We start from the raw sequence: 23,548 nt of genomic DNA, 5'->3' as shown, positions 1-23,548 counted from the left end.
GAACCCCAGGTCAGGGCGGGTCGGCAGAACGAGTCGGCCTGTACGCCGGGTTCTGTCGCCCGGTGACCTCACGGTCGCCGGGGAGACGGCCATCCATCTAGGGCCGGCGTTGCCGCCGGCCTCGTGCGGTCTACCCGCGAACATCGGGCGGGCAGCCCTCGAGCGTTCGCGCAGGACCCTCCGGGGAGGATCCCTCTTGACCTTGCTCCGGGTGGGGTTTACCTAGCCGCCTGAGTCACCTCAGGCGCTGGTGGTCTCTTACACCACCGTTTCACCCTTACCGAGGACCGAAGTCCCCGGCGGTCTGTTTTCTGTGGCACTGTCCCGCGGGTCACCCCGGGTGGCCGTTAGCCACCACCCTGCCCTGTGGAGCCCGGACGTTCCTCGGCGGGATCCGGGGACCCCGACGCGGCCGCCCGGCCGACTCGTCTGTCGTGACGACCATGCTACCGGCTGCCCACCCGGCGGCTTGACCCAGCGGCTCGACCCCGGCGGCTTGACCTTGACGCAACGGCAGGGTTTCTACTGGTGGCCATGCGGATCGGAGAGATCGCCGCGCTCGTCGGGCTCACCACCCGGGCGATCCGGCACTACCACCATGTCGGACTGCTCCCGGAGCCGGAGCGGCGCCCCAACGGCTACCGGGCCTACACCGTGCGCGACGCCGTACTGCTGGCCCGCGTGCGCCGGCTCACCGAACTGGGGCTGAGCCTCGACGAGGTGCGCGACGTCCTCGCCGACGACGCCGGACGGGAACTGGCCGAGGTCCTGGCGGAACTCGACGCCGACCTCGCCCGCCAGGAAGCCGAACTGGCCGGGCGCAGGCGGCGGCTCGCACTGCTGCTCGCGGCCGGGCCCGGCGAGACCGAGCCGCTCTCGCCGGGGCTCGCCGCGCTGCTGGCCAAGGCCCCGGCGACGGACTCCCCGGCCGCCGCGCTGGACCGCGAGCACCTGACCCTGATCGACGCCTCGGGCGCCGTCGGGGAGGAGGTGTACGCCGCGCTCGCGGCCGTCGCCGCCGACCCGGGCGTCCTCGCCCTCTACGAACGCCTCGACGCGCTCGCCGACGCCCCCGAGGACGATCCCCGCATCGGCCCCCTCGCCGACGCGCTCGTCGCCGCCGTCCCCGCCGAGGTGTTCGCGGCGATCCCCGCCGGCGGTCCGGCCGCGCCCGGCTTCACCGAGGCCCTGCTCGCCGAGTACGCCCCCGCCCAGGCGGAGGTCGTCCGCCGGGTGATGGCCGCCTTCGCGGACCGGGTCCGGAGCCAGGGCCAGGGCGGGGACCAGGCATGAGCGCGGCCGTGCGCGCGGCCCGGCTCGCGGCGGCCGTCGTGATCCCGGGCGAGCTGGTCCTCGTCGTCTGCCTGGCCGCCGGCCTGCGCCCGCCCGGCCCGCTGCTCGTCGCCGCCGAGGTGCTCGTCCTCGGGGCGCTGGCCCTGGAGGCCGGGGTGCTGTGGTCCCTGTACGCGGCCGCCCGCGCGGGGGGAGCCCGCCCGGGCGCCGCCCGGCGGGAGGCGGTACGGGCCGCCGTGCCCGAGCAGGTCCGGCGGCTGCTGCTGCACGAGCTGCGGGCCACCGCCTCCCTCGGCCGCTGGGCGCTGCGCCGCCGGTACGGGGTGCGCCCCGGCGATCTGGCCGCCGCCTACACCGGACCGCAGACCGCCATGATGTACGGCCTGCTCTTCGTGTCGGTGATCGAGACCGTCGCGCTGGCCGTGCTGATCCCCTGGCCGGCCGTGCACCGGGTGATGCTGGTCCTCGACGTCTACGGGGTGCTGGTGCTGCTGGCCCTGCACGCCGCCTGCGTGACCCGGCCGCACGTGGTGCGCCCCGACGGGACGCTGCGGATCCGCTACGGGGCCCTGTTCGACCTGACCGTCCCGCGGGAGGCGGTGGCCTCGGTCCGGGTGGAGCGCCGCTACCCGGAGGGCAGGCTCGTCACCCTGTCCGGGGAGGACGGGGACGGGGTGCTGGACCTGATCGTGGGCAGCCAGACCACGGTGACGCTGGAGCTGCACCGGCCGCTGGAGTTCCGCCGGCCGCTCGGCGCCCGCGCCTTCGCCCGTACGATCCGCTTCCACGCGGACGACCCGCGCGCGCTGGTGAGCGCGGTACGGCAACCCGCACCCCCGTGACGGGCTGCCGCACTGCGTGGGGACTCTCCGGGGGGAGGAGGAGTCGTAGGGCGAGGGTGACAAGGCGGGCGGGCCCTGTCTTGCACAAAACGGCTCTGGCGCGGAGTCAGTTCCCGGGCGGCAGCAGCAGGCTGCTGATCCGGCCCGGCATCCGGTCCAGCGGCGACCCCGGCGGCAGGCCGCCGCGCAGCGCCGCGAACCGGGCGGGCGGCAGCCCCGTCATGGCCTTCACCTCGCGCCCGAAGTGGGCCTGGTCGTGGTAGCCGCAGAGGGCCGCGACCAGCGCCGGCGGCGTGCCCCGGGCGAGCAGGCGCAGCGCGTGCTGGAGGCGGAAGATCCGGGCCACCGCCTTGGGCGGCAGCCCGACCTGCTCACGGAAACGGGCCCGCAGGTGGCGGGCGCTCCAGCCGGTCTCGGCGGTCGCCCGGGCCAGCGAGCCCGGCCCGCTGTCGGCCCACAGCCGGGCCAGCGCCCCGCGCACCTCGGGGGCGGGGGCCGGGCCCCGGTCCAGGCGGGCGGTGAAGACGGAGTCGAGCAGCCGGAAGCGTTCGGGCCAGCCGGGCAGGGACTGGAGCTGCTCGGTGAGGTGGCGTCCGCCGGGGCCGAGCACCTCGGCGAGGTCGACCCGGCTGTCCTCGAAGTGCGCCATCGGGATCCCGAAGAGCCGGTAGGCGCCGAGCGGGCTCATGTTCACCTCCAGCCCGTGCACCGCGCCCGAGTGCACCCCGATCGCGGAGACCGTACGGGGCCCGCCGACCAGGGCCCGGGAGGGGGCGGCGGGGTGCAGCCGGGCGGTGGCGGGCTCGCCGCTGCGGGTGACCCACAGGCCCTCGTCGAAGGTGAAGACGAGGGTGACGTGGCCGGTGGGCAGCTCCAGGCGGCGCCGGGGCGCGGGGAAACGGGTCCGGAAGCCGGTGTAGTTGACGATGTGCGGGCGCAGGGCGGCGGCCGGCCGGGCGGACGCCGAACCGGGCGTGGCGGTGGGCGCTCTCGCGGGCAGGACGGCGGAACCCATCTGCGGTCCCTCCCCAGGCTGTCGGTGCGCAGATGATGACAGGCGCGGGGGCGGGGGGCCAGGCGTAGCTACGCCGGAGTGAAGAGGATCTTCGAGGTGCCCGGGTCGGCCTGTGCGAGGCGTACCCGGATCCGGTCGCCGAGGGGGAGCTCGGCCGAGGGGGACTCGACGCGGCCGACGACCGCCGGGTCCTCCAGGTGGACGGTGCCGACCAGCGGGTCCTGTTCCTTGACGTCGATGACGGTGGCTTCGAAGGTCTCCCCGACGCGGTCCTTGAGCAGGGCCGCCTCGACGAGGTCCACGCACTCGCGCTCCACGGTGTTCGCCAGCCGGGTGCCGTCCGCCATCTCGCGCGGCAGCTCCGCCAGCGCCTCCAGCACCCACCCCGGGGGCTCCGCCCCGGCCACCGCCGCCACGCACAGCTCGCCGGTGTAGCGGTCGACGAGGCGCCGCAGCGGGGCGGTGCAGTGCGCGTACGGGGCGGCGACCGCCGCGTGCAGGGCGGGGTCGGGGACCTCGCCGCCGGTGAAGACGGTGTACCCGGCGCCGCGCAGCAGGGCCGTGCACTCCTGGAGGAAGGCGGCGTGCGCGGGGCGGTGCGGATCGAGGGAGCGCACCAGCCGGGCGTACGGGACGTGGTGCGGCCAGTCGATCCGCAGGGCCTTCGCCGCGCGCCGCAGCCGGCCGACGGCGCCGTCGGGGGCGGCGGGGAGGGTGCGCAGGACGCCGGTGCCGGTGGCGAGCATCAGGTCGGCGGCGGCCATGCCGGTCATCAGGGAGATCTGGGCGTTCCAGCCGTCGGCGGGGAGCGGGGCCCGGTAGGCCAGGGCGTAGCCGCCGTCCTGGGCGACGACCTCCTGTTCGGGGACGTTCAGGGAGATGCCGCCGCGCTCGGCCTCCAGGGCCTCGCGCAGGGTTCCGATGTCCTTCAGCAGGGCCAGGGCGGGTTCGGCGGTGCCGGAGTCGACGGCCTTCTGGACGCCGTCGTAGTCGAGCCGGGCCCGGCTGCGGACCAGGGCGCGGCGGACCTCGGTGGTCTCGACGCGGCCGTCGGAGTCCAGGTCGAGCCGCCACAGCAGGGCCGGGCGGGTCCGGTCGGGCAGCAGGCTGGCGGCGCCCTCCGAGAGGACGGTCGGGTGCAGGGGCACCCTTCCGTCGGGGAAGTAGAGGGTGGTGACCCGCCGGTGGGCCTCGGCGTCGAGGGCGCCGCCGGGGGTGACGAAGGCGGTGACGTCGGCGATGGCGTAGTGCACGCGGTAGCCGCCGGTGGATCGTTTCGCCAGGTGCATGGCCTGGTCGAGGTCGACCGAGTCCGGGGGGTCGATGGTGAAGAGGGGCAGGTCGGTGGCGTCGTAGGACGGCAGCCGGGGGTCGGCGGCGGCCCGGTCGGCCTCGGCGAGGACCTCGGCCGGGAACTCCCCGGGCACGCCCAGCTCCGTCCGCAGTTCGCGCAGCGCGGCCCGCAGGGCAGCCCCGTCTGCGCCGGTCATGTGCATGTGGCGGCGTGGCATGGCTCGAGCCTAGGCCGTCTCTTCCGGATCTTGCCTGACCCGCGCCGCCCGGCACCGCACCTCGCCGCGTTGGCGGAGCACCCGAGTACGTCCAGTACACGGGAGCCCCGCCAACGCACCGATGCACGGCACCGGACGACGCGGGCTTGACCGGCAAGATCCGGAAGAGACGACCTAGGCCCTGTACGGCCGGTTTGCCGGGAAAGTACCCTCGGGGCGCCGGGGGTGAACCGGGGGTGGGCCGTCCGGTCTACCCTGGCTCGGGGGCCGCACCCTCTGCTCGTGTAGTGAAGTACTGAAGGAGAACCACCGTGCTCGTGCTGCTGCCGCCCTCCGAGGGAAAGGCCGCCGGCGGTTCCGGCGCACCGCTGGAACCGCAGTCCCTGTCCCTGCCGGGGCTGGCCGGCGCGCGTGCGGTCGTCCTGGAGGAACTGGTCGAGCTGTGCGCGGCCGACGAGCTCAAGGCGCGCGAGGTGCTCGGCCTCAGCGAAGGGCTGCGCGGCGAGGTCGCGAAGAACGCCGCCCTGCGCGAGGCCGTCGCCCGCCCGGCGGGCGAGATCTACACCGGCGTCCTCTACGACGCGCTGGACCTGGCCGGTCTGCCGGACGCGGCGCGGGCTGCCGCCGAGCGTTCGCTGCTGGTCTTCTCCGGGCTGTGGGGCGCGGTGCGCGTCACCGACCGGATCCCGTCGTACCGCTGCTCGATGGGGGTCAAGCTGCCCGCGCTGGGCGCGCTCGGCGCGTACTGGCGTGCGCCGATGGCCGAGGTGATGCCCGAGGCGGCGGGGGACGGCCTCGTCCTCGACCTGCGGTCGGCGGCGTACGCGGCCGCGTGGAAGCCGAAGGGGGAGACGGCGGGGCGGGCGGCCACCGTGCGGGTGCTGCACGCGCAGATCGTGGACGGGGTGGAGAAGCGGTCGGTGGTCAGCCACTTCAACAAGGCCACGAAGGGGCGGCTGGTGCGGGACCTGCTGCTCGCGGGAGCCGTTCCCTCGTCCCCGGCGGAACTGGTCACGGCCCTGCGGGACCTGGGCTACGTGGTGGAAGCCGAACCGCCGGCGAAGCCGGGCCGGGCCTGGTCCCTCGACGTGGTCGTGACCCAGATCCACTGAGGCCGGGCCGTCGCCGGCCGTCCGCTGCGCGGGGCCGGTCCCCTACCCGCCCTTCCTCCGTTCCCGCCTCAAACGCCGGCGCGGCTGGGGGGTGGTGCGGGCCCGGCGCCCGGCGCGGCTCACCACACGTCGCTCCGCGCCCGCGCCTCAAACGCCGGCGGGGCTGGATGGGTGCGGGCCCGGCGCCCGGGCGCGGCTTACTGCCCGGCGCTCCGCGCCCGCGCCTCAAACGCCGGCGGGGCTGGATCCGTCGCCCGACTGGCCGGCGGCGGCCTCGGCTGCGGCGGCCTTCTCGCGCATCTTGCGCACCAGCTCCGCCTTCTGGTCGGCTGCGCCCTTGCGGTCGAGGTTGCGGTGCGGACCGTTGTTCTGACGTTCGGCGCGGGACAGCTTCTTGCGGTGGCCGCCGCCCTGGCCCACGGGGTTGTTTATGTTCTTGCTGTCGGTCATGGGTTCTCCCGGTAAACGTCAGGTTCAGGTGCGGCCTAGCGGCCCAAGGGCCAGGCCACGGCGGACGGGGTGTGGTCGGTGGTGCCCGCGTAGGTGGCGCAGGCGTCCGTGAGGGTTTCCAGCAGGGTCAGGGGGTCCGGCAGGGCGTACGTCATGTCGCGCAGCCAGCTCACCGCGAACTCGCCCGGCAGCGTCGCCGGCGGGAGCAGGACGTAGCTGCCGCGGCAGTGCCAGCGCAGGCCGGGGTGTTCGTCCATCGTCTCGGGGTGGCAGTCCAGTTCGCAGGGCCACCATTCGTCCTCGTCCTCGGGCGTCCCGCGGGTCGCCGTGAAGAAGAGCATCCGGGCGTGGTCACCGGTGCCGCCGGACTCGGCGACGGGGCCGACCTCGATGCCGGCGGCCAGCAGGCGTTCCAGTGCGCTGCGGCCGGCCTCCAGCGGGACGTCCAGGACGTCGTGGACCATGCCGGTCGCGGTGATGAAGTTGGCCTGGGGCTGGTTGCGCGCCCACCGTTCGATCTGTGCGCGGTCGGTGGTCGACTGGGTCTGCCAGGCGAAGGAGACGGGGTGCCGGGCGGGCGTGGGACAGCCGATGCGGTCGCACGAACAGCGATAGCCGGCGGGATGGGCGGCGGGGGAGATCGGGAGGCCGGCGGCGGCGACGGCCAGGAGCAGGGCCTCGCGTTCCTTGCCGGGGTCCTCGGCGGCAGGTTTCGAGCGGCGGCGCAGCCACTGGGAAATCCTGCTCTGCTCACCGCGTTTGACGCGGCCGGACTCAGACCCCATCTGTCCCCTCACCTACCGTTGCCCCGGCGGACCGATCCATCGTCCCACCATCCTGAGCCCCGGATGACCGCACCCCTCAATCGGGTACCCGGATCCGGACCCCCACATAAGCACAGAATTCGGCCATATGTTCTCGGCCGGTCGGCCGACACCCTCCGCCGGGCTGTCAGCCGGTGACTTTTCCCACCCCCGCGAGCACCGAGTCCACCAGTGCGTCCGCGTACGCGTGCGTCAGCGGCGCGGTCCGCAGCAGCCACCGGTACGTCAGCGGCCCGAGCAACATCTCCACCACCAGCCGTAGATCGGCGTCCGCCGCGAGCTGCCCCGCCTCCTGAGCCGTCCGCAGGCGCGCCTCGTAGAGGGCGAGCTGAGGTTCCAGCAACTGTTCGGTGAAGCGGGCCCCCAGCTCCGGGTCGGTCGCCCCGGCCGCCGTCAGGGCGCGCGCGGGGGCCTCGTACCTCTCGTCGGCGAACTCGTCGACCGTCGCGCGCAGGACGTACTTGAGGTCGGCGGCGAGGTCTCCGGTGTCGGGGAAGCCGCTCCAGCCGGCGGCGGACTCGGCGTCCCCGGCCAGGGCGAGGGAGGCGTCCAGCAGCACCGCCGCCTTCGAGGGCCACCAGCGGTAGATGGTCTGCTTGCCGACGCCCGCGCGGGCGGCGATCGCCTCGACGGTCAGCTTGTTGTAGCCGACCTCACCGACCAGGGCGAGGGCGGCGTCGAGGATCGCGCGCCGGGAGCGCTCGCTGCGGCGGGTGGCATCGGGAGACTTGTTCATGCGCCCAGTATCGGCGCGAGACGTATCGTCTTCCAGCCGTCGCCGTAAACCACCCAATCAGTTCACTGCGCGGTCTTCCCCGAGGAGAGACGATTCTCTTCACATCGTCGTGAGTCGTAGTCGTGAGGAGCCTTCTTTGCGCAGAGACGCCACACCCCGGCGCTACCTGATGTGCCCACCCGCACACTTCAAGGTCACGTACTCCATCAACCCGTGGATGGACCCCACGAAACCGGTGGACCTGCCCCTCGCACTCGCCCAGTGGGAAGACCTGAGGGACCGCTACCGCTCCCTCGGCCACACCGTCGAGACCCTCGTGCCCGATCCCGGCCTGCCCGACATGGTCTTCGCCGCCAACGGCGCCCTGGTCGTCGACGGCCGGGTGCTCGGCGCCCGCTTCGCCTACCCGGAACGGACCGCCGAGGCCGAGATCCACCTCGACTGGTTCCGGGACCACGGCTTCACCGACATCCACGAGCCCTCCCACGTCAACGAGGGCGAGGGGGACTTCGCCGTCACCGCCACCTACATCCTGGCCGGCCGGGGCTTCCGCTCCAGCCCGCTCTCCCACGACGAGGCCCAGGAGTTCTTCGGCCGCCCCGTCATCGGCCTCGACCTGGTGGACCCGCGCTACTACCACCTGGACACCGCGCTCTGCGTCCTCGACGGCGACGAGATCATGTACCACCCGCAGGCCTTCTCGCAGGGCAGCCAGGCCGTCCTGCGGCGGCTCTTCCCCGACGCCCTGCTCGTGGACGGCGAGGCCGCGGCGGCCTTCGGGCTCAACTCCGTCTCGGACGGGCGGCACGTGCTGCTGCCCCAGGCCGCGACCGGACTGCTGGCGCCGCTGCGCGACCGCGGGTTCGAGCCGGTCCCCATGGACCTCGGGGAACTGCTCAAGGGCGGCGGCAGCGTGAAGTGCTGCACCCAGGAGCTGCGGCCCGCCTAAACCGAGGGCGGCGGCCAGCCCTGGCCCCAGTCGGCGTCCCGCGCCGCCTTGTAGAGGTCGCCGTGGCGCTTGGTCACGGTGGCCCGGGTCAGCCCCGCCGACGGACCTTCCTCGGGACCGCACAGGTCCAGCAGGACCAGCCCCTTCCGGATCTGCGGCCTCCGCGTGATCCGGGAGGGGACCGGGAGCGCCGGGAAACGGGTCGCGGCGACGTAGCTGAACTTCTCGTCCTCGTACGGGAGGGAGCCGCCCTTGACCTGGCGGTGCAGGGAGGAGCGGCTGACCCGCGCCGAGAAGTGGCACCAGTCCTGGCCCACCTCGATCGGGCAGGTCCCGTCGTGCGGACACGGCGCGGCCACCTTCAGCCCGGCCTCGACCAGCTGCTCGCGGGCCTCGCGGATGCGCAGGTAGCCCTCGGGCGTGCCCGGCTCGATCAGCACCACCGCCTGCCCGGCGCGGGCCGCCTCGGCGACCACGACCCGGCGGGCCTCCGGGGTGAGCTCGCCCAGCACGTACGAGACCGTCACCAGGTCGGCGTCGGGGAGCGCCAGCCCGGCCCCGATGACGGCCCGCCGCCACTCGGCCGCGCGCAGCGCCCCGGAGGCCGACCGCGCCGCCAGTTCCTTGCCGAGCGCGAGGGCGGGCTCCGCCCAGTCCAGCACCGTCGTCGTGCGGGGCCCGTCCCAGGTGGCGTCCACGGCCCAGGTCGCGGCCCCCGTCCCGCCGCCGACGTCCACGTGGGAGCCGGGGGACCACTCGGGCGCGGCCTCGGCCAGCCCGTCGAGGGCGGACCGTACGGCCTCGAAGGTGGCCGGCATCCGGTACGCGGCGTACGCGGCGACGTCGGAACGGTCGCGCAGCACGGGCGCGTTCGTCGGGGTCGCGCCCCGGTAGTTGGCGATCAGTCGCTCGACGGCGGCCGTGGCCTGCTTCGGCGGGAGCCCGTCGAGCAGCCCGCCGAGCGCGCTGCGGAGGGTTTCGGCGGTGGTGGGGTTGGAGGCGGCGTTCACCAGCGAAGTTTACGTTCCGGCGGGCACCGCCACCGCATCCGCGGCAGCCCCGCGAGATCAGGCCGTCGGCTCCGGGGCGCGCCAGGGACGGCACATGCCGAGGAAGCAGGCGACCGCCAGCAGCGAGCAGGTCAGCTGGACCACGGCCATCGGCACCGCGGTGCCCTCGCCCGCGATCCCGACGAGCGGCGAGGCCACCGCCCCGACGAGGAAGGAGGAGGTGCCGAGCAGCGCGGACGCCGATCCGGCGGCGTGCGGGGTGCGCATCAGCGCCTGCGCGTTGGTGTTCGGCAGGACCAGGCCCATCGCCGACATCAGCACGAACAGGGCGGCGGCGACCGGCACCAGTCCGACCTTCCCGAAGACCCCGGAGGACATCAGCAGCAGGGCCACCGATGCGACGGTGATGACGGCGAGACCGGCGCCCAGGGCCTTGTCCAGGCTGACCCGGCCCACCAGCAGCTTGCCGTTGATCTGGCCGAAGAGGATCAGGCCGACGGCGTTCAGGCCGAACAGCAGGCTGAAGGCCTGCGGGGAGGCCCCGTAGATCTCCTGCACCACGAAGGGCGAGGCGGAGATGTAGGAGAAGAGCACGGCGAAGGCGAAGCCGCCCGCCAGGGTGTACCCGGCGAAGACCCGGTCGCCGAGCAGCCCGCGCATGGTCCGCAGGGCGGCGCCCACCCCGCCGGTCTGCCGCCGCTCGGGCGGCAGCGTCTCGTCGAGCCGGCGCCACACGACCAGGGTGAGCGCGAGGCCGACGCCGGTGAGGACGACGAACACCCCGCGCCAGTCGGAGAAGCGCAGCACCTGCCCGCCGATGAGCGGGGCGATGATCGGGGCGGCCCCGGATATGAGCATCAGGGTGGAGAAGAACCGGGCCATCTCGACCCCGTCGTACAGGTCGCGGACCACGGCCCGCGCGATGACGATCGCGGCCGCGCCCGCCAGGCCCTGGAGCAGCCGGAAGCCGATCAGCATCTCGGTGGTCGGGGCGAGGGCGCAGATCGCGGTGGCGAGGACGTAGACGGCCATGCCGGCGAGGAGGGGGCGGCGGCGCCCCCACTTGTCGCTCATGGGGCCGATCACCAGCTGGCCCAGCGCCATGCCGGCGAGGCAGGAGGTGAGGGTCAGCTGCACGGTGGCGGCCGGGCTGTGCAGGGCGGTGGTGACCTCCGGCAGTGCCGGGAGGTACATGTCCATGGACAGCGGGGGGAGGGCGGAGAGCCCGCCGAGTATGAAGGTGACGAGCAGACTGGTGCGGCGTGCCGCCTTCAGGGGTGCCGTCTCCAGGGGCTCCGGGGGTGCCGGGGGCGCCGAGCCCGCTGACGCGGTGGCCGGGGCGGCGGCGGTGGGAACGGAGGGCGATTCGGGCGACGGCCCCTGCGCGGGGGCCGCCGAGGGGCCTCTCTCCGACATGCGGAACTCCAGTCTTCTCATCTGATCACAGCACCCCGGACCCACCCATGCTCTCAGCTGTCGGAACGTCCGGGGCCGGATGCGCGGTGTGACGTACTCTGCGGCCCCATGAACGCACCTCGGAAGAAGATCGCCGTAGTGACCGGCGCCGGCTCCGGCATCGGCCGCTCCGTGGCCCTCGCCCTGGCCGGGGCCGGCTGGTCCGTGGCCGTGGCCGGACGCCGGACCGAGCCCCTCCAGGAGACGGCCCGGGCCGCCGGGGAGGACGCGGACGTGCTCCCCGTACGGGCCGACGTGAGCGATCCGCAGGAGGTCGCCGCGCTGTTCGAGACCGTCCGCGCCCGCCACGGACGCCTCGACCTGCTCTTCAACAACGCCGGCACCTTCGGCCCGGCCGGGGTCGCGCTGGAGGACATCTCCTACGAGGCCTGGCGCCAGGTCGTCGACGTCAACCTGACCGGGTCCTTCCTGTGCGCGCAGGCGGCCTTCCGGGTGATGAAGGAGCAGGACCCGCAGGGCGGCCGCATCATCAACAACGGATCCATCTCGGCGCACGTGCCCCGCCCGAACTCCGTCGCCTACACCGCGACCAAGCACGCCATGACCGGCCTGACGAAGTCGCTGTCGCTGGACGGGCGCCCGTACCGGATCGCCTGCGGGCAGATCGACATCGGCAACGCGGCCACCGAGATGACCGAGCGCATGCAGACCGGCATCCTCCAGGCCAACGGGCAGCTGGCGGTGGAGCCGGTGATGGACGCCGCCGACGTGGCCCGCACCGTGCTGCACATGGCGGAGCTGCCGCTGGAGGCGAACGTGCAGTTCGCGACGGTGATGGCGACGGCCATGCCGTACATCGGACGCGGCTGAGCAACCCCGTTGCCAGGCGCGGCGGCGTTGGTGATCATGACCGCATGACCGATACCGAGGTACTGCGCTACACCGCTTTCTCCAGCGACCCGGAAGGCGGCAACCCCGCCGGGATCGTGCTCGACGCCGCCGGCCTGGACGAGGCCGCCATGCTGGAGGTCGCCGCCCGGCTCGGCTACAGCGAGACGGCCTTCCTCACCGCCCCGCCGGAGGGCCTGGGCGGCCCGGCCGGCCGCGGTTTCACCGTGCGGTACTTCAGCCCGAAGGCGGAGGTGCCGTTCTGCGGGCACGCCACCGTCGCCACCGCCGTGGCGCTGGCCGAGCGGATCGGGCCCGGGGACCTGCTCCTCGCGACCCGCGTCGGGACCGTGCCGGTCTCCGTCACCGCCGAGGAGGGGGGCCTGCGGGCCACCCTGACCAGCGTCGAACCGCACACCGAGGAGATCGACGGGGCCGACCTCGCGGAGGCGCTGGCCGCACTGGACTGGCCCGCGGCGGACCTGGACCCGGCGTTCCCGCCCCGGATCGCCTACGCGGGAGCGCGGCACCTCGTACTCGGCGCCGCCACCCGGGCCCGGCTCGCGGACCTCGCGTACGACTTCGCGCGGCTGGATGCCCTGATGCGGCGCCTGGACCTCACCACCGTCCAGCTCGTGCACCGGGCGGGCCCGGCGGAGTTCCACGTACGGGACCCCTTCCCGGTCGGCGGCGTCGTCGAGGACCCCGCCACGGGCGCCGCCGCAGCCGCCTTCGGCGCGTACGCGCGCGAGCTGGGCCTGGTCCCGGCGCAGGCCGTGCTGACCCTCCACCAGGGCGAGGACATGGGCCGGCCGGGCCTGCTCACGGTGGAACTGCGCGAAGGGGACCCGCGCGTCCACGTCAGCGGCACGGGCGTACGGATCGCCTGACCCGCGAACGACACGCGAAGGGCCCCCTCCGTGAACCACGGAAGGGGCCCTTCGTCCGTCAGGTGCTCAGTCGCGCGAGGCGGCGGCCGGGGCCTTGGCCGCCGGGTTCCCCGAGGACGACCGGCCGAAGCCGGCCGGCAGCAGGAACAGCGTCAGCACGACGGCCAGGTACAGCGCCCACACCACCAGCTGGGTGACCGTCGGGTCGGGCTGGAAGTTGAAGACGCCCTTGAGCAGGACCCCGTACCAGCTGTCCGGCGGGACCGCCGAGCTGATGTCGAAGGCCTTGTCGTTCAGACCGCCGAGGAACGCCGCCTCCTGGAGGTCGTGGACCCCGTACGCGAGCACGCCCGCGGCCACGACCACCAGCATGCCGCCGGTCCACCGGAAGAACTTCGCCAGGTTGATCCTCAGGGCGCCCCGGTAGAACAGCCAGCCCAGCACGATGGCCGTGCCGATGCCCAGCAGCACCCCGATCAGCGGCGCGGACGAGCCCTCACCGCTCGCGCGGACCGAGGCCCACACGAACAGCGCGGTCTCCAGGCCCTCGCGGCCCACCGCCAGGAAGGCGGTGGCCACCAGCGCGCCGGTGCCCATGGCCAGGGCCGCGTCGAGCTTGCCCTCCAGCTCGCCCTTCAGGTGCCGCGCGGTGCGCTTCATCCAGAAGACCATCCAGGTCACCAGACCGACCGAGAGGATCGACAGGCTGCCGCCCAGCAGCTCCTGCGCCTCGAAGGTCAGCTCCTGCGTCCCGAAGGTCAGCAGGGCGCCGAAGGCCAGCGAGATGGTGCAGGCGATGCCGATGCCGATCCACACCGGGCGCAGCGCGGCCCGGTTCTGCGTCTTCACCAGGTAGGCGACGAGGATGCAGACGACCAGGCTCGCCTCCAGACCCTCGCGCAGGCCGATCAGATAGTTGCCGAACACGGCGGTGGTTCCTCTCCAGGCTCTACGACGGGGACTACGCGAACAGCGTCCGGCCCCACCAGTCGTCCTTGTCGCGGACGCCCGGCGGGACGGCGAAGACGGCCGAACCCACGTGCTGGATGTATTCGTTGAGGACGTCGGCCTTGGCCAGCTGGCGCTGGATCGGCACGAAGCCCTTGCGGACGTCACGCTGGTAGGCCAGGAAGAACAGGCCCGCGTCGAGCCGGCCCAGGCCGTCCGTGCCGTCCGTGAAGGAGTAGCCGCGGCGCAGGATGGTCGCCCCGTCGTTGGTGTCGGGGTGCGCGAGACGGACGTGCGCCTCGGGCTTCATCGCCTTCAGGAACGGCTCGTCGCGCTCCTTGGACTTGCCGACGGGGGCACCCTCGCCCTTGTCGCGGCCGAAGATGTCCTCCTGCTCCCGCAGCGGGGTGCGGTCCCAGATCTCGATGTTCATCCGGATGCGCCGGGCGACCAGGTACGAGCCGCCGGTCAGCCAGTCGCTGCCGTCGCCGGAGCCGACCCACACGTGCTTTGCCAGGGCCGCGGTGTCGGTGCCCGAGATGTTCCGGGTGCCGTCCTTGAAGCCCATCATGTTGCGCGGGGTCTGCTCGTCCGGGGTGGTGGACGAGGTCTTGCCGAAGCCGAGCTGCGACCAGCGCACGGCGACCTTGCCGAAGCCGATGCGGGCCAGCTGGCGGATGGCGTGCACCGCGACCTGCGGGTCGTCGGCGCAGGCCTGGACGCACAGGTCGCCGCCGGAGCGGGCCGCGTCCAGGTTGTCGCCGGGGAACAGCTCCAGGTCGATCAGGGCCTCGGGGCGCTTGCCCTCCAGTCCGAAGCGGTCCTTGGCGAACACGCCCGGGCCGAAGCCGATGGTCAGGGTGAGGCGGGAGGGCTTGAGGCCGAGGGCCTCGCCGGTGTCGGTGGGCGGGGCCTCGGGCAGGCCCTCGTACACGTCGCCGACCGGGTGGCCGGCCGTCATCAGCCGGGCCGCGGCCGTCCATTCCTTGAGGAGCTGGACCAGCTCGTCGCGGCTCTTCGTCTTCACGTCGAAGGCCGCGAAGTGCAGCCGGTCCTGGACGGCGCTGGCGATGCCGGCCTGGTGTTCGCCGTGGAAGGGCACGGCCGCCCCGGCGGAGGCCGCCGGCGCCATGTCCGAGCCGCTGCCGAACGCGGCGACCGCGCCGCCGGCCGCGGCCGCGCCGATCGCGAGCCCCGCCCCGCCCCACCCGAGCACGGAGCGGCGCGAGGGCGCGGCGGCGGAGTCCTCGGACTCCTGCGTCACCTGGTCGTCAGTCATGAAAGTTCTCCCGCCTCTGCCTGGTCCTGACTACTTGACGACCGCGGCGGCCAGCTTGGACAGCGGCTCGCCCAGTGCGCTGACGGCGTCCGAGAGCTCCTTGCGCTCGGCCTCGCCGACCTTGTCGTACGAGGTGAACTCGTAGGTGGTCTTGTCGGCGCGGTACTTGTCCAGAAGGGTGTTCATCGCGGCGAACTGGGTGTCGAGCTGCTTGGCGAGCTCCGGGTCGTTCTTCGCGGTGACCGTCTTGAGGAGCTCGTACGACTTCTGGGCGCCCTCGACGTTGGCCTTGAAGTCGACCAGGTCGGTGTGGCTGTAGCGCTCTTCCTCGCCCGTCACCTTGCCGGTGGCGACCTCGTCGAGCAGCTCCTTGGCGCCGTTGGCCATGGAGGTCGGGGTGATCTCGGCCGTGCCGACCTTCTTCTGCCAGTCGGTCAGGTCGGCGATCAGGGTGTCGGCGAGCTTCTTCTCCTCGTCACCGATCTTGTTGTCCTGGAACAGCGACTTCTCCAGGCGGTGCCAGCCGGTCCAGTCCTTCGCCGGGTCCTGGCCGGCCTCCAGGCCGTCCTCACGGACGTCGACCTTCGGGTCGATGTCGCCGAAGGACTCGGCGACCGGCTCGGTGCGCTCCCAGCCGATGCGGGACGGGGCGTAGGCCTTCTTCGCGGCCTCCACGTCACCGGCCTTGACGGCGTCGACGAAGGTCTGGGCCTTCGGCAGCGTCTCGTCCGCCTGCTCCTGGACGTACTTGCGGTACGCGGCGACCGCGGCGTCCAGCTCGGGGGTGCGCTTCTCGCCGCCGCCCTGGCCGGTGGCCTTGACCTTCGTGCGGATGCCGTCGCCCTTCATGCCGGGCTTGCACGCGAAGGCGTAGTCGCCCGCCTTGATCTCGGCGGTGATGGTGGCCTTGGTGCCGGGGCCGATGTTCTCGCGCTCGGCGACGATGCGGTCGTCCGGGAAGAGGACGTACAGCTCGGTGACCTTGGAGCCCTTGTTCTCGACCTCGATCTCGACCTTGCCGGCCGGGAACTCGGTCTTGGAGAGCTCGCAGGCGGTGTCGGTCGCCTTCACGTGGATGTGGCCCGCGCCGGCCTTGTCGCTCTTCTCGGCGCAGCCGGTGACGGCGGTGATCGCGGCCACCGCGGCGACCGCGGTGAGGACAGTGAGGCGAGCGGGTCGCATGGGGGCTCCTGGCGAGGGTGAAGGCTGGTGGTGGCCCGTGGGGGCCGGTGAGGCGGACCTAACTTAACCGAGGCTTACCTCACCGATACCCACTCGTCCAGTGATTCAGCTCTCACCTCCCGGCCCCGGACACAAGGCCGTCACGGCCCCTCCATGGCCCCCTCAAGCCGAGGTCAAGGGAAGGTCAAGTCCCCGTTCGCATTCCGTACGCCGCAGCGGCTGCCGTCCGGTCCGTCCCGGAGCGGGACCACCAGCGGGGCACCCGTCCTGGGGTGGGGGAACACCTCCACCGGCTGCCGGTAGACCCGGCTCAGCAGCCCGGCCCCGAACACCTCGGACGGCGGTCCCACCGCCGCGATCCGGCCCTCGTGCAGGACGGCGGCCCGGTCCGCGTACGCGGCCGCCAGCCCCAGGTCGTGCAGGACGACGACCACCGCGTCCCCGGCCGCCGCCCGCTCCCGGCAGATCCGCAGCACCAGCTCCTGGTGGCGCAGGTCCAGGGCCGCCGTGGGCTCGTCCAGGAGCAGCAGCGGGGCCCGCTGGGCCAGGACGCGGGCCAGCGCCACCCGGGCCCGCTCCCCGCCCGACAGGGCCGAGAAGGGCCGCTCGGCGAAACGGGTGACCTCGGTGGCGGCCATCGCGGCGGCCACCGCCTCCTCGTCCTGGCCGGCGAGCGGGGTCCCCGCCCAGGGGGCCCGGCCCATCCGCACCACGTCCCGGACGGGGAAGGGGAAGGACAGGGCGGCCGACTGGGGGAGCACGGAGCGGCGCAGGGCCAGCTCGGGGGCCGACCAGTCGCCCACCGGGCGCCCGTCGATCCGTACGGTCCCCGAGGCGGCCGGCAGGTCGGCGGCGAGCGCGGCCAGCAGGGTGGACTTCCCGGCGCCGTTCGGGCCGACGAGGGCCAGCACCTCGCCCGCGCGGGCGCTCAGACCGATCCCGGCGAGCACCTCCCGCTCCCCGAGCCGCACGTGCAGGTCCGTGACCTCCGCGAGGGCGCTCCCGGGCACGGGCCGGGCCGGAACCGTCCGCCGGCTCCGGCGCAGCAGGGCGGTCAGCCGGGCCGGACGCCTGGCCGCGGCCCCGGCCGGGGTGCGGTCGGCCGACCCGGTCGCTGTGCTGGTCACGCCCAGCCTCCTTGCTTACGGCGGGTGCGGCGCAGCAGCCAGAAGAAGAACGGGCTGCCGATCAGGGCGGTCAGCACACCGAGCGGCAGCTCGGCCGGCTGGGCGAGCGTACGGGCCGCCAGGTCGCCGCCCGTCAGGACGACGGCCCCGGCCAGGGTGCTGCCGGGCACCAGGAAGCGGTGTCCCGGCCCGTTCGCCATCCGCAGCAGGTGCGGGACGAGCAGACCGACGAAGGTGATGACCCCGGCCACGGCCACGGCGGCCGCCGTCAGCAGCGCCACCACCAGGATCAGCGCCACGCGCAGCCGCTCCACGTCGATGCCGAGGTGGCGGGCGGGCCGCTCACCGAGCGCGAGGAGGTCCAGCTTGCGTGCGTAGAAGGGGGCGACGAGCAGTCCCGCGAGCGCGCACGGCAGGACGGCGAGCACCTTGGGCCAGGTGGCCTGGGCGAGCGAGCCGAGCTGCCAGAAGGTGATCTGGTTGACCTGGCCGCTGTCCGCGAAGAAGACGAACAGGCCGATCAGGGCGCCCGCGAAGGCGTTCACGGCGATGCCGGTGAGGATGAGGGTGACCACCTCGGTCCGGCCGCCGTTGCGGGAGAGCAGGTAGACGGCGGTGACCGTGACCAGCCCCGCGACGAAGGCGCAGGCGGTGATGGTCCAGTTGCCGAGGAAGCTCAGGCCCAGACCGATGGCGGCGACCGCGCCGACGGCGGCGCCCGCCGAGATGCCGATCACGCCCGGCTCGGCCAGCGGGTTGCCGAAGACGCCCTGCATCAGCGCGCCCGCGCAGCCGAGGCTGGCACCGACCAGCAGGGCGAGCACGACGCGGGGGAGGCGTACGTTCCACAGCACGCTCTCCCCGACCCGGTCCAGGGGGGCGCCGCCGAGGCCCAGGCGGTGCGCGACGGAGTCGAGCACGTCCCCGGTCGGGATGCGGTAGGCGCCGACTCCGGCGGAGAGCAGGGCGAGGACCAGCAGGGCGAGCAGCAGCGCGCCGGTCAGCGCCAGGGCCTTGCGGGAGCGGCGCCGCGGGACCTGCTTCCCGGACTCCCGTTCGGGCGCGGACGGTCGGGCTGCGGGCAGTGCGGCCGTCGGCCCGGCCGCAGGTCCGGCCGCGGTCCCCTCCGGCGTGGTCGCGCCACCGCGCGGGGGATCGTAGGAGACGGTCACCTCAGGCACCCTTGCCGTAGAGCTGCGCGACCAGGGAGGACAGCACCTGGTCGGTACGGGGCCCGTAGTTGAGCAGCACCCCGTCGTCCACGGTGACCACGCGGCGGTCCATCCCGGCGGGGGTCTGCGCGACGCCCGGGATCTTCGTCAGGCCGTCGACGCCGCCCACCGATTCGAGCCCCTTGGTCATGACGAGGATCGCGTCGGGCGCGGCGGCGGCCAGCGCCTCGCTGGTGATCGGGGTGAAGTCCTTGCCGAGCCCGGACTCCTTGCCCGTGTCGACCGCTCCGGCCGCCTCCAGCAGCGAGGCCGCGCCGGAGTCGGAGCCGCCCAGCAGGTACACGGAGGCGGTGCCGCGCAGGTAGAGGAAGGCGACCCGGGGCTTCTTGCCGGACGCGGCCGGGACGTCCCTGCGGACGGCGGCGATCCGGTCGGCGGTGCGCTGGTTCAGCTGCGCGCCGGCCTCCTTGACGCCCAGCGCGGCGGCGACGGCGTCGATCCGCTTCGGGACGTCCTCCAGGGCCTTGGCGGGGGCGACGACGAGGACGGGGACGCCGGCGTCACGGATCTGCTGCACCGCTTCGCCGGGGCCGGTGGTGGTCTCGGCCAGCACCAGCGTCGGGCGCAGCGAGAGCACGCTCTCGGCGGAGACGTCGTGTCCACGGGTCACCACCGGCAGGGACGCGGCCTGTTCGAAGGTGGCGGTGATGTCGCGGGCGACGACCTGGCCGCCGAGGCCCAGGGTCTGGACGATCTCGTTCAGGCTGCCGGTCAGCGGGATGATCCGCTCCGCCGAGGCGACGGTGACCTGCGTCCCGTCCGCCGAGGGCACGGTCACCGGGAGGGCGGGCCGCGGCGTGCCGGCGAGCGGCTCCACCCGGTCCGGGGCGGCGGCGACAGCGGGGGATTCTGCGGGAGCGGCCGTACCTGCGCAGCCCGTCACGGCCAGTGCCAGTGTCACCACGGCAAGGGCGAGACGGGGGAAGCGGGTTGACGCGGCGGGCGTAGGCACGAAGGCACCGTCCTGATCGTCCGACTGGAGGCGGGAGCTGGGAGCTGAGGGGGCGGGGGCGGGAGCGGGGGTGGAGCCGGACCGGGGCCGACCCGGATCCGGGGCCCGGGTCAGGTTCCGCCGTCCCGGGGGTTCCCCGCTCGACCGGCATAGCTTAGGTTAGCCTAACCTTGCCCGCTAGGCCCTGGAGGGGACCTTCATGTCCGCAAGACCCGCCCGTGCGTTCGCCGTCGCCCTGCTGGCGGCCCTGCTCGGGACTCTGCTCCCGGCCTCAGCCGCGCACGCGGCGAGCCGCACCGTGCAGGGGGGTCGGCTCGACTGGGGTATCAAATCCTCCTTCCAGAGTTATGTCACGGGTCCGGTCGCGAAAGGCGGTTTCAAGCTGAAGAACGGAGCCGCCACCGTCGGCGGCAGCCTGTTCCGCTTCCACTCGGCCAACGGCTCCTACGACCCCGACTCCGGTGAGTTCAGCGCCGCCTTCACCGGCGGCGTCAGCTTCCAGGGCCACCAGAAGCCCGACGGCGTGTACGAGCTGGACATGACCGTCAGCCGGCCGACCGTCAAGATCTCCGGCGGCCGCGGCACCCTCTACCTGGACGTCTCCAGCAAGGCCAAGGACACCGGCGCGGTCAGCGAGCAGTCCCAGGTGCCCTTCGCCACGCTCGGCCTCGGCAACGTGAACATGAAGGGCGGCGGCAGCCCGCTGGCCCTCACCAACATCCCCGCCACCCTGACCGAAGAGGGCGCCAAGGCCTTCGCCGGCTACTACGCGGCCGGCGCGCAGCTCGACCCCGTCTCCCTCTCCGCCGACGTCCTGGCCCCGGCCGCCGGGCAGCAGCCCGCCACGCCCGCGCCGACGCCGACCGCCCCGGAGCAGAGCCCGCAGGGTCAGGGCGGCTTCACCGACGCCGCCGTCGACTGGGGCGTACGCCGCACCTTCCGCGAGTACGTCTCCGGCTCCGTCGGCCAGGGCAGGTGGACCCTCGCCGAAGGCGCCCAGGACGGCGGCGCGCTGTTCCGCTTCCCGCAGGGCAAGGGGTCGTACGACGGCCAGAAGGGCACCTTCGACGCCGCGTTCGCCGGTACCGTCCAGTTCACGGGCGCCCACCTGGACCTCAAGCTCGGCAAGGTGAGCGTCAAGGTGGAGAACGGCAAGGGCGTCCTGTCCGCCGACGTGACCACCGGCGGGCAGACGAAGAACGCCGTACCGCTCGTCGAGTTCGACGCCAAGGGCCTCAAGACCGAGGGGAAGCTCGCCACCTTGACCGAAGCCCCGGCCACCCTCACCGAGGGCGGCTCCCAGGCCTTCAACGCCATGTACAAGGCCGGCACCGAGATGGACCCCGTCTCGCTCGCCGTGGCCCTGGACGGCAGCGCCCGGCTTCCGGCCCTGCCGAACCTGGGCTCCACCGCCTCCCCGGCAGCCCCGGCGCCCGCCGCCCCCGCCGCCTCGCCCACCGCGGCACCCGTACCCGCCGCCGAGGCGGGGGAGTCCTCGAACACCGGGCTGTACGCCGCCCTCGCCGCGGCCGTGCTGGTCCTGGCCGGCGGCGCCGCCTTCCTCGTCCTGCGCAGGCGCCGTACGGCAGCGGCAGCGGCAGCGGCCACGACCGCGGACACGCCCTGACGCCACCGCGGCGCCCGCCCCCTTCCCTTCACACCGCGTTCCCACGGGAGTCCTCCACCATGTCCACGTCCCACCGCCGCGCGCTCGCCGCCGCGGCCGCCGTCCTCACCGCCGCCGCCCTCGGCACCACCGCCTTCGTCCTGCCCGCGACCGCCGACGCCGGCGGCCGGGCCGCCGGGGCCCGGGCAGCCGCCGAGACGTTCCCGATCCTGAGCGGCACCCTCGACTGGGGCGTGCGGGGCAGCTACCGCAACTACGTCGAGCACACGGCCCAGGGCACGATCACCGTGAAGGACGGCGCCACCAAGAATGCGGACGGCACCTTCCGCTTCTCCGGCGCCAGCGGCACGTACGACAAGGCCGGCGGCCACGTGCTGACCGCGAAGTTCCTGGGCTCCGTCACCTTCCACTCGACCCACCACGGCTTCACGGTCACGCTGGCGAACCTCCGCTTCGACTCGGGCACGAAGAAGCTCCTGGTCGACGTCACCCGCAACGACGTGCTCACCCGGGACGTCCACTTCGCGGACGTGGCCTTCGCCGGCATGAACACGGCCGGCCTGAAGACCACCCTCACCCAGTCCGCCGCCGACCTCCTCGGCAACCAGTCGTACGCCGGCGAGGACGGCGACCCGCTGTCGGCCGCCCTGGACATCCAGCAGCCGTCCCCGACCACCTCCACCTCGGGCTCCTCCTCGCCCGCCCCCACCACCTCGACCTCCACCTCCGCCGGGCCCACGACGTCCACGACGTCCGCCGCCCCCACCACCTCGACCTCCGCCACGGGCCCGACGCCGAGCACCACCGGGGCCACTCCGTCGCAGGGCGGGTCCACCACCCCCGTCGACGGCCCGCAGCAGATCCTCAGCGGCAAGCTCGCCTGGGGCGTCAAGGAGTCCCTGCGCACCTACGTCGGGGACGGCGGCGCCATCACCCCCGAGGGCGGCGCCGCCAAGAACGGCGACAGCTTCTCCTTCGGCGGCGGCACGGGCACCCTCGACGCCAAGGCGCAGAAGCTGAACGCCTCCTTCCAGGGCAGCCTGCGCTTCCAGCGCCCCGACCACGGCGTCGACCTGAGCTTCGCCAACGTCCGCATCAACGCCGAGGGCGCCAAGGGCACCCTGGTCCTGGACATGAAGAACGGCGCCACCACGAAGACCGGCATCTCCTTCGCCACCCTCGACCTGACCACGGCCGACTACAAGACCAAGAACGGCGTCCTCACCCTGAACGCCGTCCGCACCGCCCTCACCGCCGAGGGTGCGGCCGCCTTCAGCCGGAACGGCGGCGCCAGCTCCGACTACAAGGCGGGCGTGCGGTTCGACGACGTCAACCTCTCCGTATCCGTGGACAAGGACGCCACCCTTCCCACCACCGGCGGCTCCAGCGGCGGCAGCAGCGGCGGTTCCACCACCGGCGGCTCGGTGGGCGGTTCGGCCGGCGGGTCCGTCGGCGGCAACCTCGCCTCCACCGGCTCCGAGATCCCCGCCGGCGCCCTCCTGGGCGCCTCCGGCGCGGTCATCGCCGCCGGAGCGGGAGCGGTGTACATCGCCCGCCGCCGCCGCGGAGCCGCCCAGAACTGACCCGCGGCCCCGCCGTGTTTGAATGCCCGCGTGAACGATCTCGATGTGCTCAGGGTCTTCTGCGCGGGTGACGGCCGGTACGGCAACCCGCTCGGAGTCGTCCGCGACGGCCGCACCTGCCCGGACGACGCGGCCCGGCAGGCGCTGGCCGCCGAACTCGGCTACAGCGAGACGGTGTTCGTCGACGACCCCGAGCGCGGGGTCGTCGACATCCGCACGCCCGGCACCCGCCTGGCCTTCGCCGGCCACCCGCTGGTCGGGCTCGCCTGGCTGCTCGACGTGGAGGAGCTCCAGCCGCCCGCCGGATCCGTATGGGCGCGTGACGACGGGGAGTTCACCTGGATCACGGCCCGCCCCGAGTGGGTCACCCCGATCCGCACCGAGCAGTACGCCACCCCCGCCGAGGTCGACGCGCTGCCCGCCCCGCCGCCGGGCGAGGGCTGGCTGTACGCCTGGGCCTGGGAGGACGAGAGGGCGGGCCGCGTCCGCGCCCGGGGCTTCCCCCGCCGCCCCGACGGAGCCGTCCCCGAGGACGAGGCCACCGGCTCGGCGGCGATCGTGCTGACGGCACGGCTGAACCGCGCCCTGAACATCACCCAGGGCGCCGGCTCGCAGATCCTCACGGCCCCGGGCCCGGACGGCACCGTGGAACTCGGCGGCCGGGTCCGCTTCGCCTCGTAGG

At 73.8% G+C, this 23,548-nt stretch carries 22 protein-coding genes and 1 other RNA gene; 9 read left to right on the top strand and 14 right to left on the bottom strand.

Going from position 1 to position 23,548, the window contains the following annotated elements; all coding sequences use genetic code 11:
• Nucleotides 1-25: 25 nt before the first annotated feature.
• Nucleotides 26-428, bottom strand: an RNA gene (gene rnpB / locus OOK31_RS24355) — RNase P RNA component class A.
• A gap of 106 nt (nucleotides 429-534) precedes the next feature.
• On the opposite strand from rnpB, the gene OOK31_RS24350 reads away from it, so the two are divergent.
• Nucleotides 535-1,293 carry a MerR family transcriptional regulator gene (locus tag OOK31_RS24350; protein ID WP_267089427.1) on the top strand — a complete coding sequence of 253 codons (759 nt, stop codon included), beginning with the start codon at nucleotides 535-537 and terminating at the stop codon, nucleotides 1,291-1,293.
• Nucleotides 1,290-2,135 (top strand): hypothetical protein, encoded by an 846-nt coding sequence (locus OOK31_RS24345; protein ID WP_267089426.1) that lies wholly within the window; start codon nucleotides 1,290-1,292, stop codon nucleotides 2,133-2,135. The genes OOK31_RS24350 and OOK31_RS24345 overlap by 4 nt, the downstream gene beginning before the upstream one ends.
• 106 nt (nucleotides 2,136-2,241) lie before the next feature.
• Here OOK31_RS24345 and OOK31_RS24340 read toward each other — a convergent pair whose 3' ends face one another.
• Both OOK31_RS24340 and OOK31_RS24335 read right to left on the bottom strand, forming a co-directional pair.
• Nucleotides 2,242-3,150: a helix-turn-helix domain-containing protein gene (locus OOK31_RS24340; protein WP_267089425.1), complete on the bottom strand. Its 909-nt coding sequence runs from the start codon at nucleotides 3,148-3,150 to the stop codon at nucleotides 2,242-2,244.
• A 68-nt stretch (nucleotides 3,151-3,218) separates the two neighbouring features.
• Nucleotides 3,219-4,661, bottom strand: a complete 1,443-nt coding sequence (locus OOK31_RS24335) for an RNB domain-containing ribonuclease (protein ID WP_267089424.1) — start codon at nucleotides 4,659-4,661, stop codon at nucleotides 3,219-3,221.
• A 311-nt stretch (nucleotides 4,662-4,972) separates the two neighbouring features.
• On the opposite strand from OOK31_RS24335, the gene yaaA reads away from it, so the two are divergent.
• A complete protein-coding gene (gene yaaA / locus OOK31_RS24330) occupies nucleotides 4,973-5,773 on the top strand; it encodes a peroxide stress protein YaaA (RefSeq protein ID WP_267089423.1) in 801 nt (266 codons plus the stop codon).
• A gap of 225 nt (nucleotides 5,774-5,998) precedes the next feature.
• Here yaaA and OOK31_RS24325 read toward each other — a convergent pair whose 3' ends face one another.
• The 3 genes from OOK31_RS24325 to OOK31_RS24315 form a co-directional block, all read right to left on the bottom strand.
• Nucleotides 5,999-6,223 carry a DUF6243 family protein gene (locus tag OOK31_RS24325; RefSeq protein WP_267089422.1) on the bottom strand — a complete coding sequence of 75 codons (225 nt, stop codon included), beginning with the start codon at nucleotides 6,221-6,223 and terminating at the stop codon, nucleotides 5,999-6,001.
• A gap of 35 nt (nucleotides 6,224-6,258) precedes the next feature.
• Nucleotides 6,259-7,008, bottom strand: coding sequence for a bifunctional DNA primase/polymerase (locus tag OOK31_RS24320; protein WP_267089421.1), 750 nt, complete (start codon nucleotides 7,006-7,008; stop codon nucleotides 6,259-6,261).
• Nucleotides 7,009-7,174: 166 nt separating this feature from the next.
• Nucleotides 7,175-7,783 (bottom strand): TetR/AcrR family transcriptional regulator, encoded by a 609-nt coding sequence (locus OOK31_RS24315; protein WP_267089420.1) that lies wholly within the window; start codon nucleotides 7,781-7,783, stop codon nucleotides 7,175-7,177.
• Here OOK31_RS24315 and ddaH point away from each other — a divergent pair.
• Nucleotides 7,782-8,732 (top strand): dimethylargininase, encoded by a 951-nt coding sequence (gene ddaH / locus OOK31_RS24310; RefSeq protein ID WP_353962695.1) that lies wholly within the window; start codon nucleotides 7,782-7,784, stop codon nucleotides 8,730-8,732. The genes OOK31_RS24315 and ddaH overlap by 2 nt on opposite strands.
• Here the strand turns inward: ddaH and OOK31_RS24305 are convergent.
• Entirely contained in the window at nucleotides 8,729-9,742 is a 1,014-nt protein-coding gene (locus tag OOK31_RS24305) for a small ribosomal subunit Rsm22 family protein (protein ID WP_267089418.1), read from the bottom strand. The two genes, ddaH and OOK31_RS24305, sit on opposite strands and share 4 nt — an antisense overlap.
• 57 nt (nucleotides 9,743-9,799) lie before the next feature.
• Nucleotides 9,800-11,158: a Bcr/CflA family multidrug efflux MFS transporter gene (locus OOK31_RS24300; protein WP_267089417.1), complete on the bottom strand. Its 1,359-nt coding sequence runs from the start codon at nucleotides 11,156-11,158 to the stop codon at nucleotides 9,800-9,802.
• 108 nt (nucleotides 11,159-11,266) lie between these two features.
• Here OOK31_RS24300 and OOK31_RS24295 point away from each other — a divergent pair, with 108 nt between their 5' ends.
• Both OOK31_RS24295 and OOK31_RS24290 read left to right on the top strand, forming a co-directional pair.
• Nucleotides 11,267-12,028 (top strand): SDR family oxidoreductase, encoded by a 762-nt coding sequence (locus tag OOK31_RS24295; RefSeq protein ID WP_267089416.1) that lies wholly within the window; start codon nucleotides 11,267-11,269, stop codon nucleotides 12,026-12,028.
• A 44-nt stretch (nucleotides 12,029-12,072) separates the two neighbouring features.
• Nucleotides 12,073-12,936 carry a PhzF family phenazine biosynthesis protein gene (locus OOK31_RS24290; RefSeq protein WP_267089415.1) on the top strand — a complete coding sequence of 288 codons (864 nt, stop codon included), beginning with the start codon at nucleotides 12,073-12,075 and terminating at the stop codon, nucleotides 12,934-12,936.
• A gap of 66 nt (nucleotides 12,937-13,002) precedes the next feature.
• On the opposite strand, the gene efeU is transcribed toward OOK31_RS24290, so the two are convergent.
• The 6 genes from efeU to OOK31_RS24260 all read right to left on the bottom strand — a co-directional run bounded on the left by efeU (nucleotide 13,003) and on the right by OOK31_RS24260 (nucleotide 19,656).
• Nucleotides 13,003-13,863 (bottom strand): iron uptake transporter permease EfeU, encoded by an 861-nt coding sequence (efeU, locus tag OOK31_RS24285; RefSeq protein ID WP_267089414.1) that lies wholly within the window; start codon nucleotides 13,861-13,863, stop codon nucleotides 13,003-13,005.
• A 34-nt stretch (nucleotides 13,864-13,897) separates the two neighbouring features.
• Nucleotides 13,898-15,163 (bottom strand): iron uptake transporter deferrochelatase/peroxidase subunit, encoded by a 1,266-nt coding sequence (efeB, locus tag OOK31_RS24280; protein ID WP_267089413.1) that lies wholly within the window; start codon nucleotides 15,161-15,163, stop codon nucleotides 13,898-13,900.
• A 30-nt stretch (nucleotides 15,164-15,193) separates the two neighbouring features.
• Entirely contained in the window at nucleotides 15,194-16,345 is a 1,152-nt protein-coding gene (gene efeO, locus OOK31_RS24275; RefSeq protein WP_267089412.1) for an iron uptake system protein EfeO, read from the bottom strand.
• 173 nt (nucleotides 16,346-16,518) lie between these two features.
• Nucleotides 16,519-17,355, bottom strand: coding sequence for a heme ABC transporter ATP-binding protein (locus tag OOK31_RS24270; RefSeq protein WP_267089530.1), 837 nt, complete (start codon nucleotides 17,353-17,355; stop codon nucleotides 16,519-16,521).
• 113 nt (nucleotides 17,356-17,468) lie between these two features.
• Nucleotides 17,469-18,557, bottom strand: a complete 1,089-nt coding sequence (locus OOK31_RS24265; RefSeq protein WP_267089529.1) for an iron ABC transporter permease — start codon at nucleotides 18,555-18,557, stop codon at nucleotides 17,469-17,471.
• Between the two features lie 88 nt (nucleotides 18,558-18,645).
• The gene (locus tag OOK31_RS24260; RefSeq protein WP_267089411.1) at nucleotides 18,646-19,656 is read right to left on the bottom strand and encodes a hemin ABC transporter substrate-binding protein; all 1,011 of its coding nucleotides are present in this window, start codon (nucleotides 19,654-19,656) and stop codon (nucleotides 18,646-18,648) included.
• 199 nt (nucleotides 19,657-19,855) lie between these two features.
• On the opposite strand from OOK31_RS24260, the gene OOK31_RS24255 reads away from it, so the two are divergent.
• Genes OOK31_RS24255 through OOK31_RS24245 form a run of 3 tightly spaced genes read left to right on the top strand, consistent with a single transcriptional unit; the run spans nucleotide 19,856 to nucleotide 23,547 of the window.
• The gene (locus tag OOK31_RS24255) at nucleotides 19,856-21,283 is read left to right on the top strand and encodes an HtaA domain-containing protein (protein ID WP_267089410.1); all 1,428 of its coding nucleotides are present in this window, start codon (nucleotides 19,856-19,858) and stop codon (nucleotides 21,281-21,283) included.
• Nucleotides 21,284-21,342: 59 nt separating this feature from the next.
• Nucleotides 21,343-22,866 carry an HtaA domain-containing protein gene (locus tag OOK31_RS24250; RefSeq protein WP_267089409.1) on the top strand — a complete coding sequence of 508 codons (1,524 nt, stop codon included), beginning with the start codon at nucleotides 21,343-21,345 and terminating at the stop codon, nucleotides 22,864-22,866.
• A 30-nt stretch (nucleotides 22,867-22,896) separates the two neighbouring features.
• Entirely contained in the window at nucleotides 22,897-23,547 is a 651-nt protein-coding gene (locus OOK31_RS24245; protein WP_267089408.1) for a PhzF family phenazine biosynthesis protein, read from the top strand.
• Nucleotide 23,548: the final 1 nt, after the last annotated feature.

The sequence above is a fragment of the Streptomyces sp. NBC_00249 genome, from assembly GCF_026342355.1.
GTDB lineage: Bacteria > Actinomycetota > Actinomycetes > Streptomycetales > Streptomycetaceae > Streptomyces.
This window is presented reverse-complemented; position numbering and strand designations above follow the sequence as displayed.

Bases quoted from the DNA above. Each gene is read 5' to 3' on its own strand.
- OOK31_RS24300 (WP_267089417.1), bottom strand. From the start codon at position 11,158: ATGTCGGAGAGAGGCCCCTCGGCGGCCCCCGCGCAGGGGCCGTCGCCC.
- OOK31_RS24335 (WP_267089424.1), bottom strand. From the start codon at position 4,661: ATGCCACGCCGCCACATGCACATGACCGGCGCAGACGGGGCTGCCCTG.
- OOK31_RS24345 (WP_267089426.1), top strand. From the start codon at position 1,290: ATGAGCGCGGCCGTGCGCGCGGCCCGGCTCGCGGCGGCCGTCGTGATC.
- OOK31_RS24350 (WP_267089427.1), top strand. From the start codon at position 535: ATGCGGATCGGAGAGATCGCCGCGCTCGTCGGGCTCACCACCCGGGCG.
- OOK31_RS24325 (WP_267089422.1), bottom strand. From the start codon at position 6,223: ATGACCGACAGCAAGAACATAAACAACCCCGTGGGCCAGGGCGGCGGC.
- OOK31_RS24290 (WP_267089415.1), top strand. From the start codon at position 12,073: ATGACCGATACCGAGGTACTGCGCTACACCGCTTTCTCCAGCGACCCG.
- OOK31_RS24320 (WP_267089421.1), bottom strand. From the start codon at position 7,008: ATGGGGTCTGAGTCCGGCCGCGTCAAACGCGGTGAGCAGAGCAGGATT.
- efeB (WP_267089413.1), bottom strand. From the start codon at position 15,163: ATGACTGACGACCAGGTGACGCAGGAGTCCGAGGACTCCGCCGCCGCG.
- OOK31_RS24255 (WP_267089410.1), top strand. From the start codon at position 19,856: ATGTCCGCAAGACCCGCCCGTGCGTTCGCCGTCGCCCTGCTGGCGGCC.
- OOK31_RS24295 (WP_267089416.1), top strand. From the start codon at position 11,267: ATGAACGCACCTCGGAAGAAGATCGCCGTAGTGACCGGCGCCGGCTCC.
- ddaH (WP_353962695.1), top strand. From the start codon at position 7,782: ATGCGCCCAGTATCGGCGCGAGACGTATCGTCTTCCAGCCGTCGCCGT.
- OOK31_RS24315 (WP_267089420.1), bottom strand. From the start codon at position 7,783: ATGAACAAGTCTCCCGATGCCACCCGCCGCAGCGAGCGCTCCCGGCGC.
- efeO (WP_267089412.1), bottom strand. From the start codon at position 16,345: ATGCGACCCGCTCGCCTCACTGTCCTCACCGCGGTCGCCGCGGTGGCC.
- OOK31_RS24340 (WP_267089425.1), bottom strand. From the start codon at position 3,150: ATGGGTTCCGCCGTCCTGCCCGCGAGAGCGCCCACCGCCACGCCCGGT.
- OOK31_RS24250 (WP_267089409.1), top strand. From the start codon at position 21,343: ATGTCCACGTCCCACCGCCGCGCGCTCGCCGCCGCGGCCGCCGTCCTC.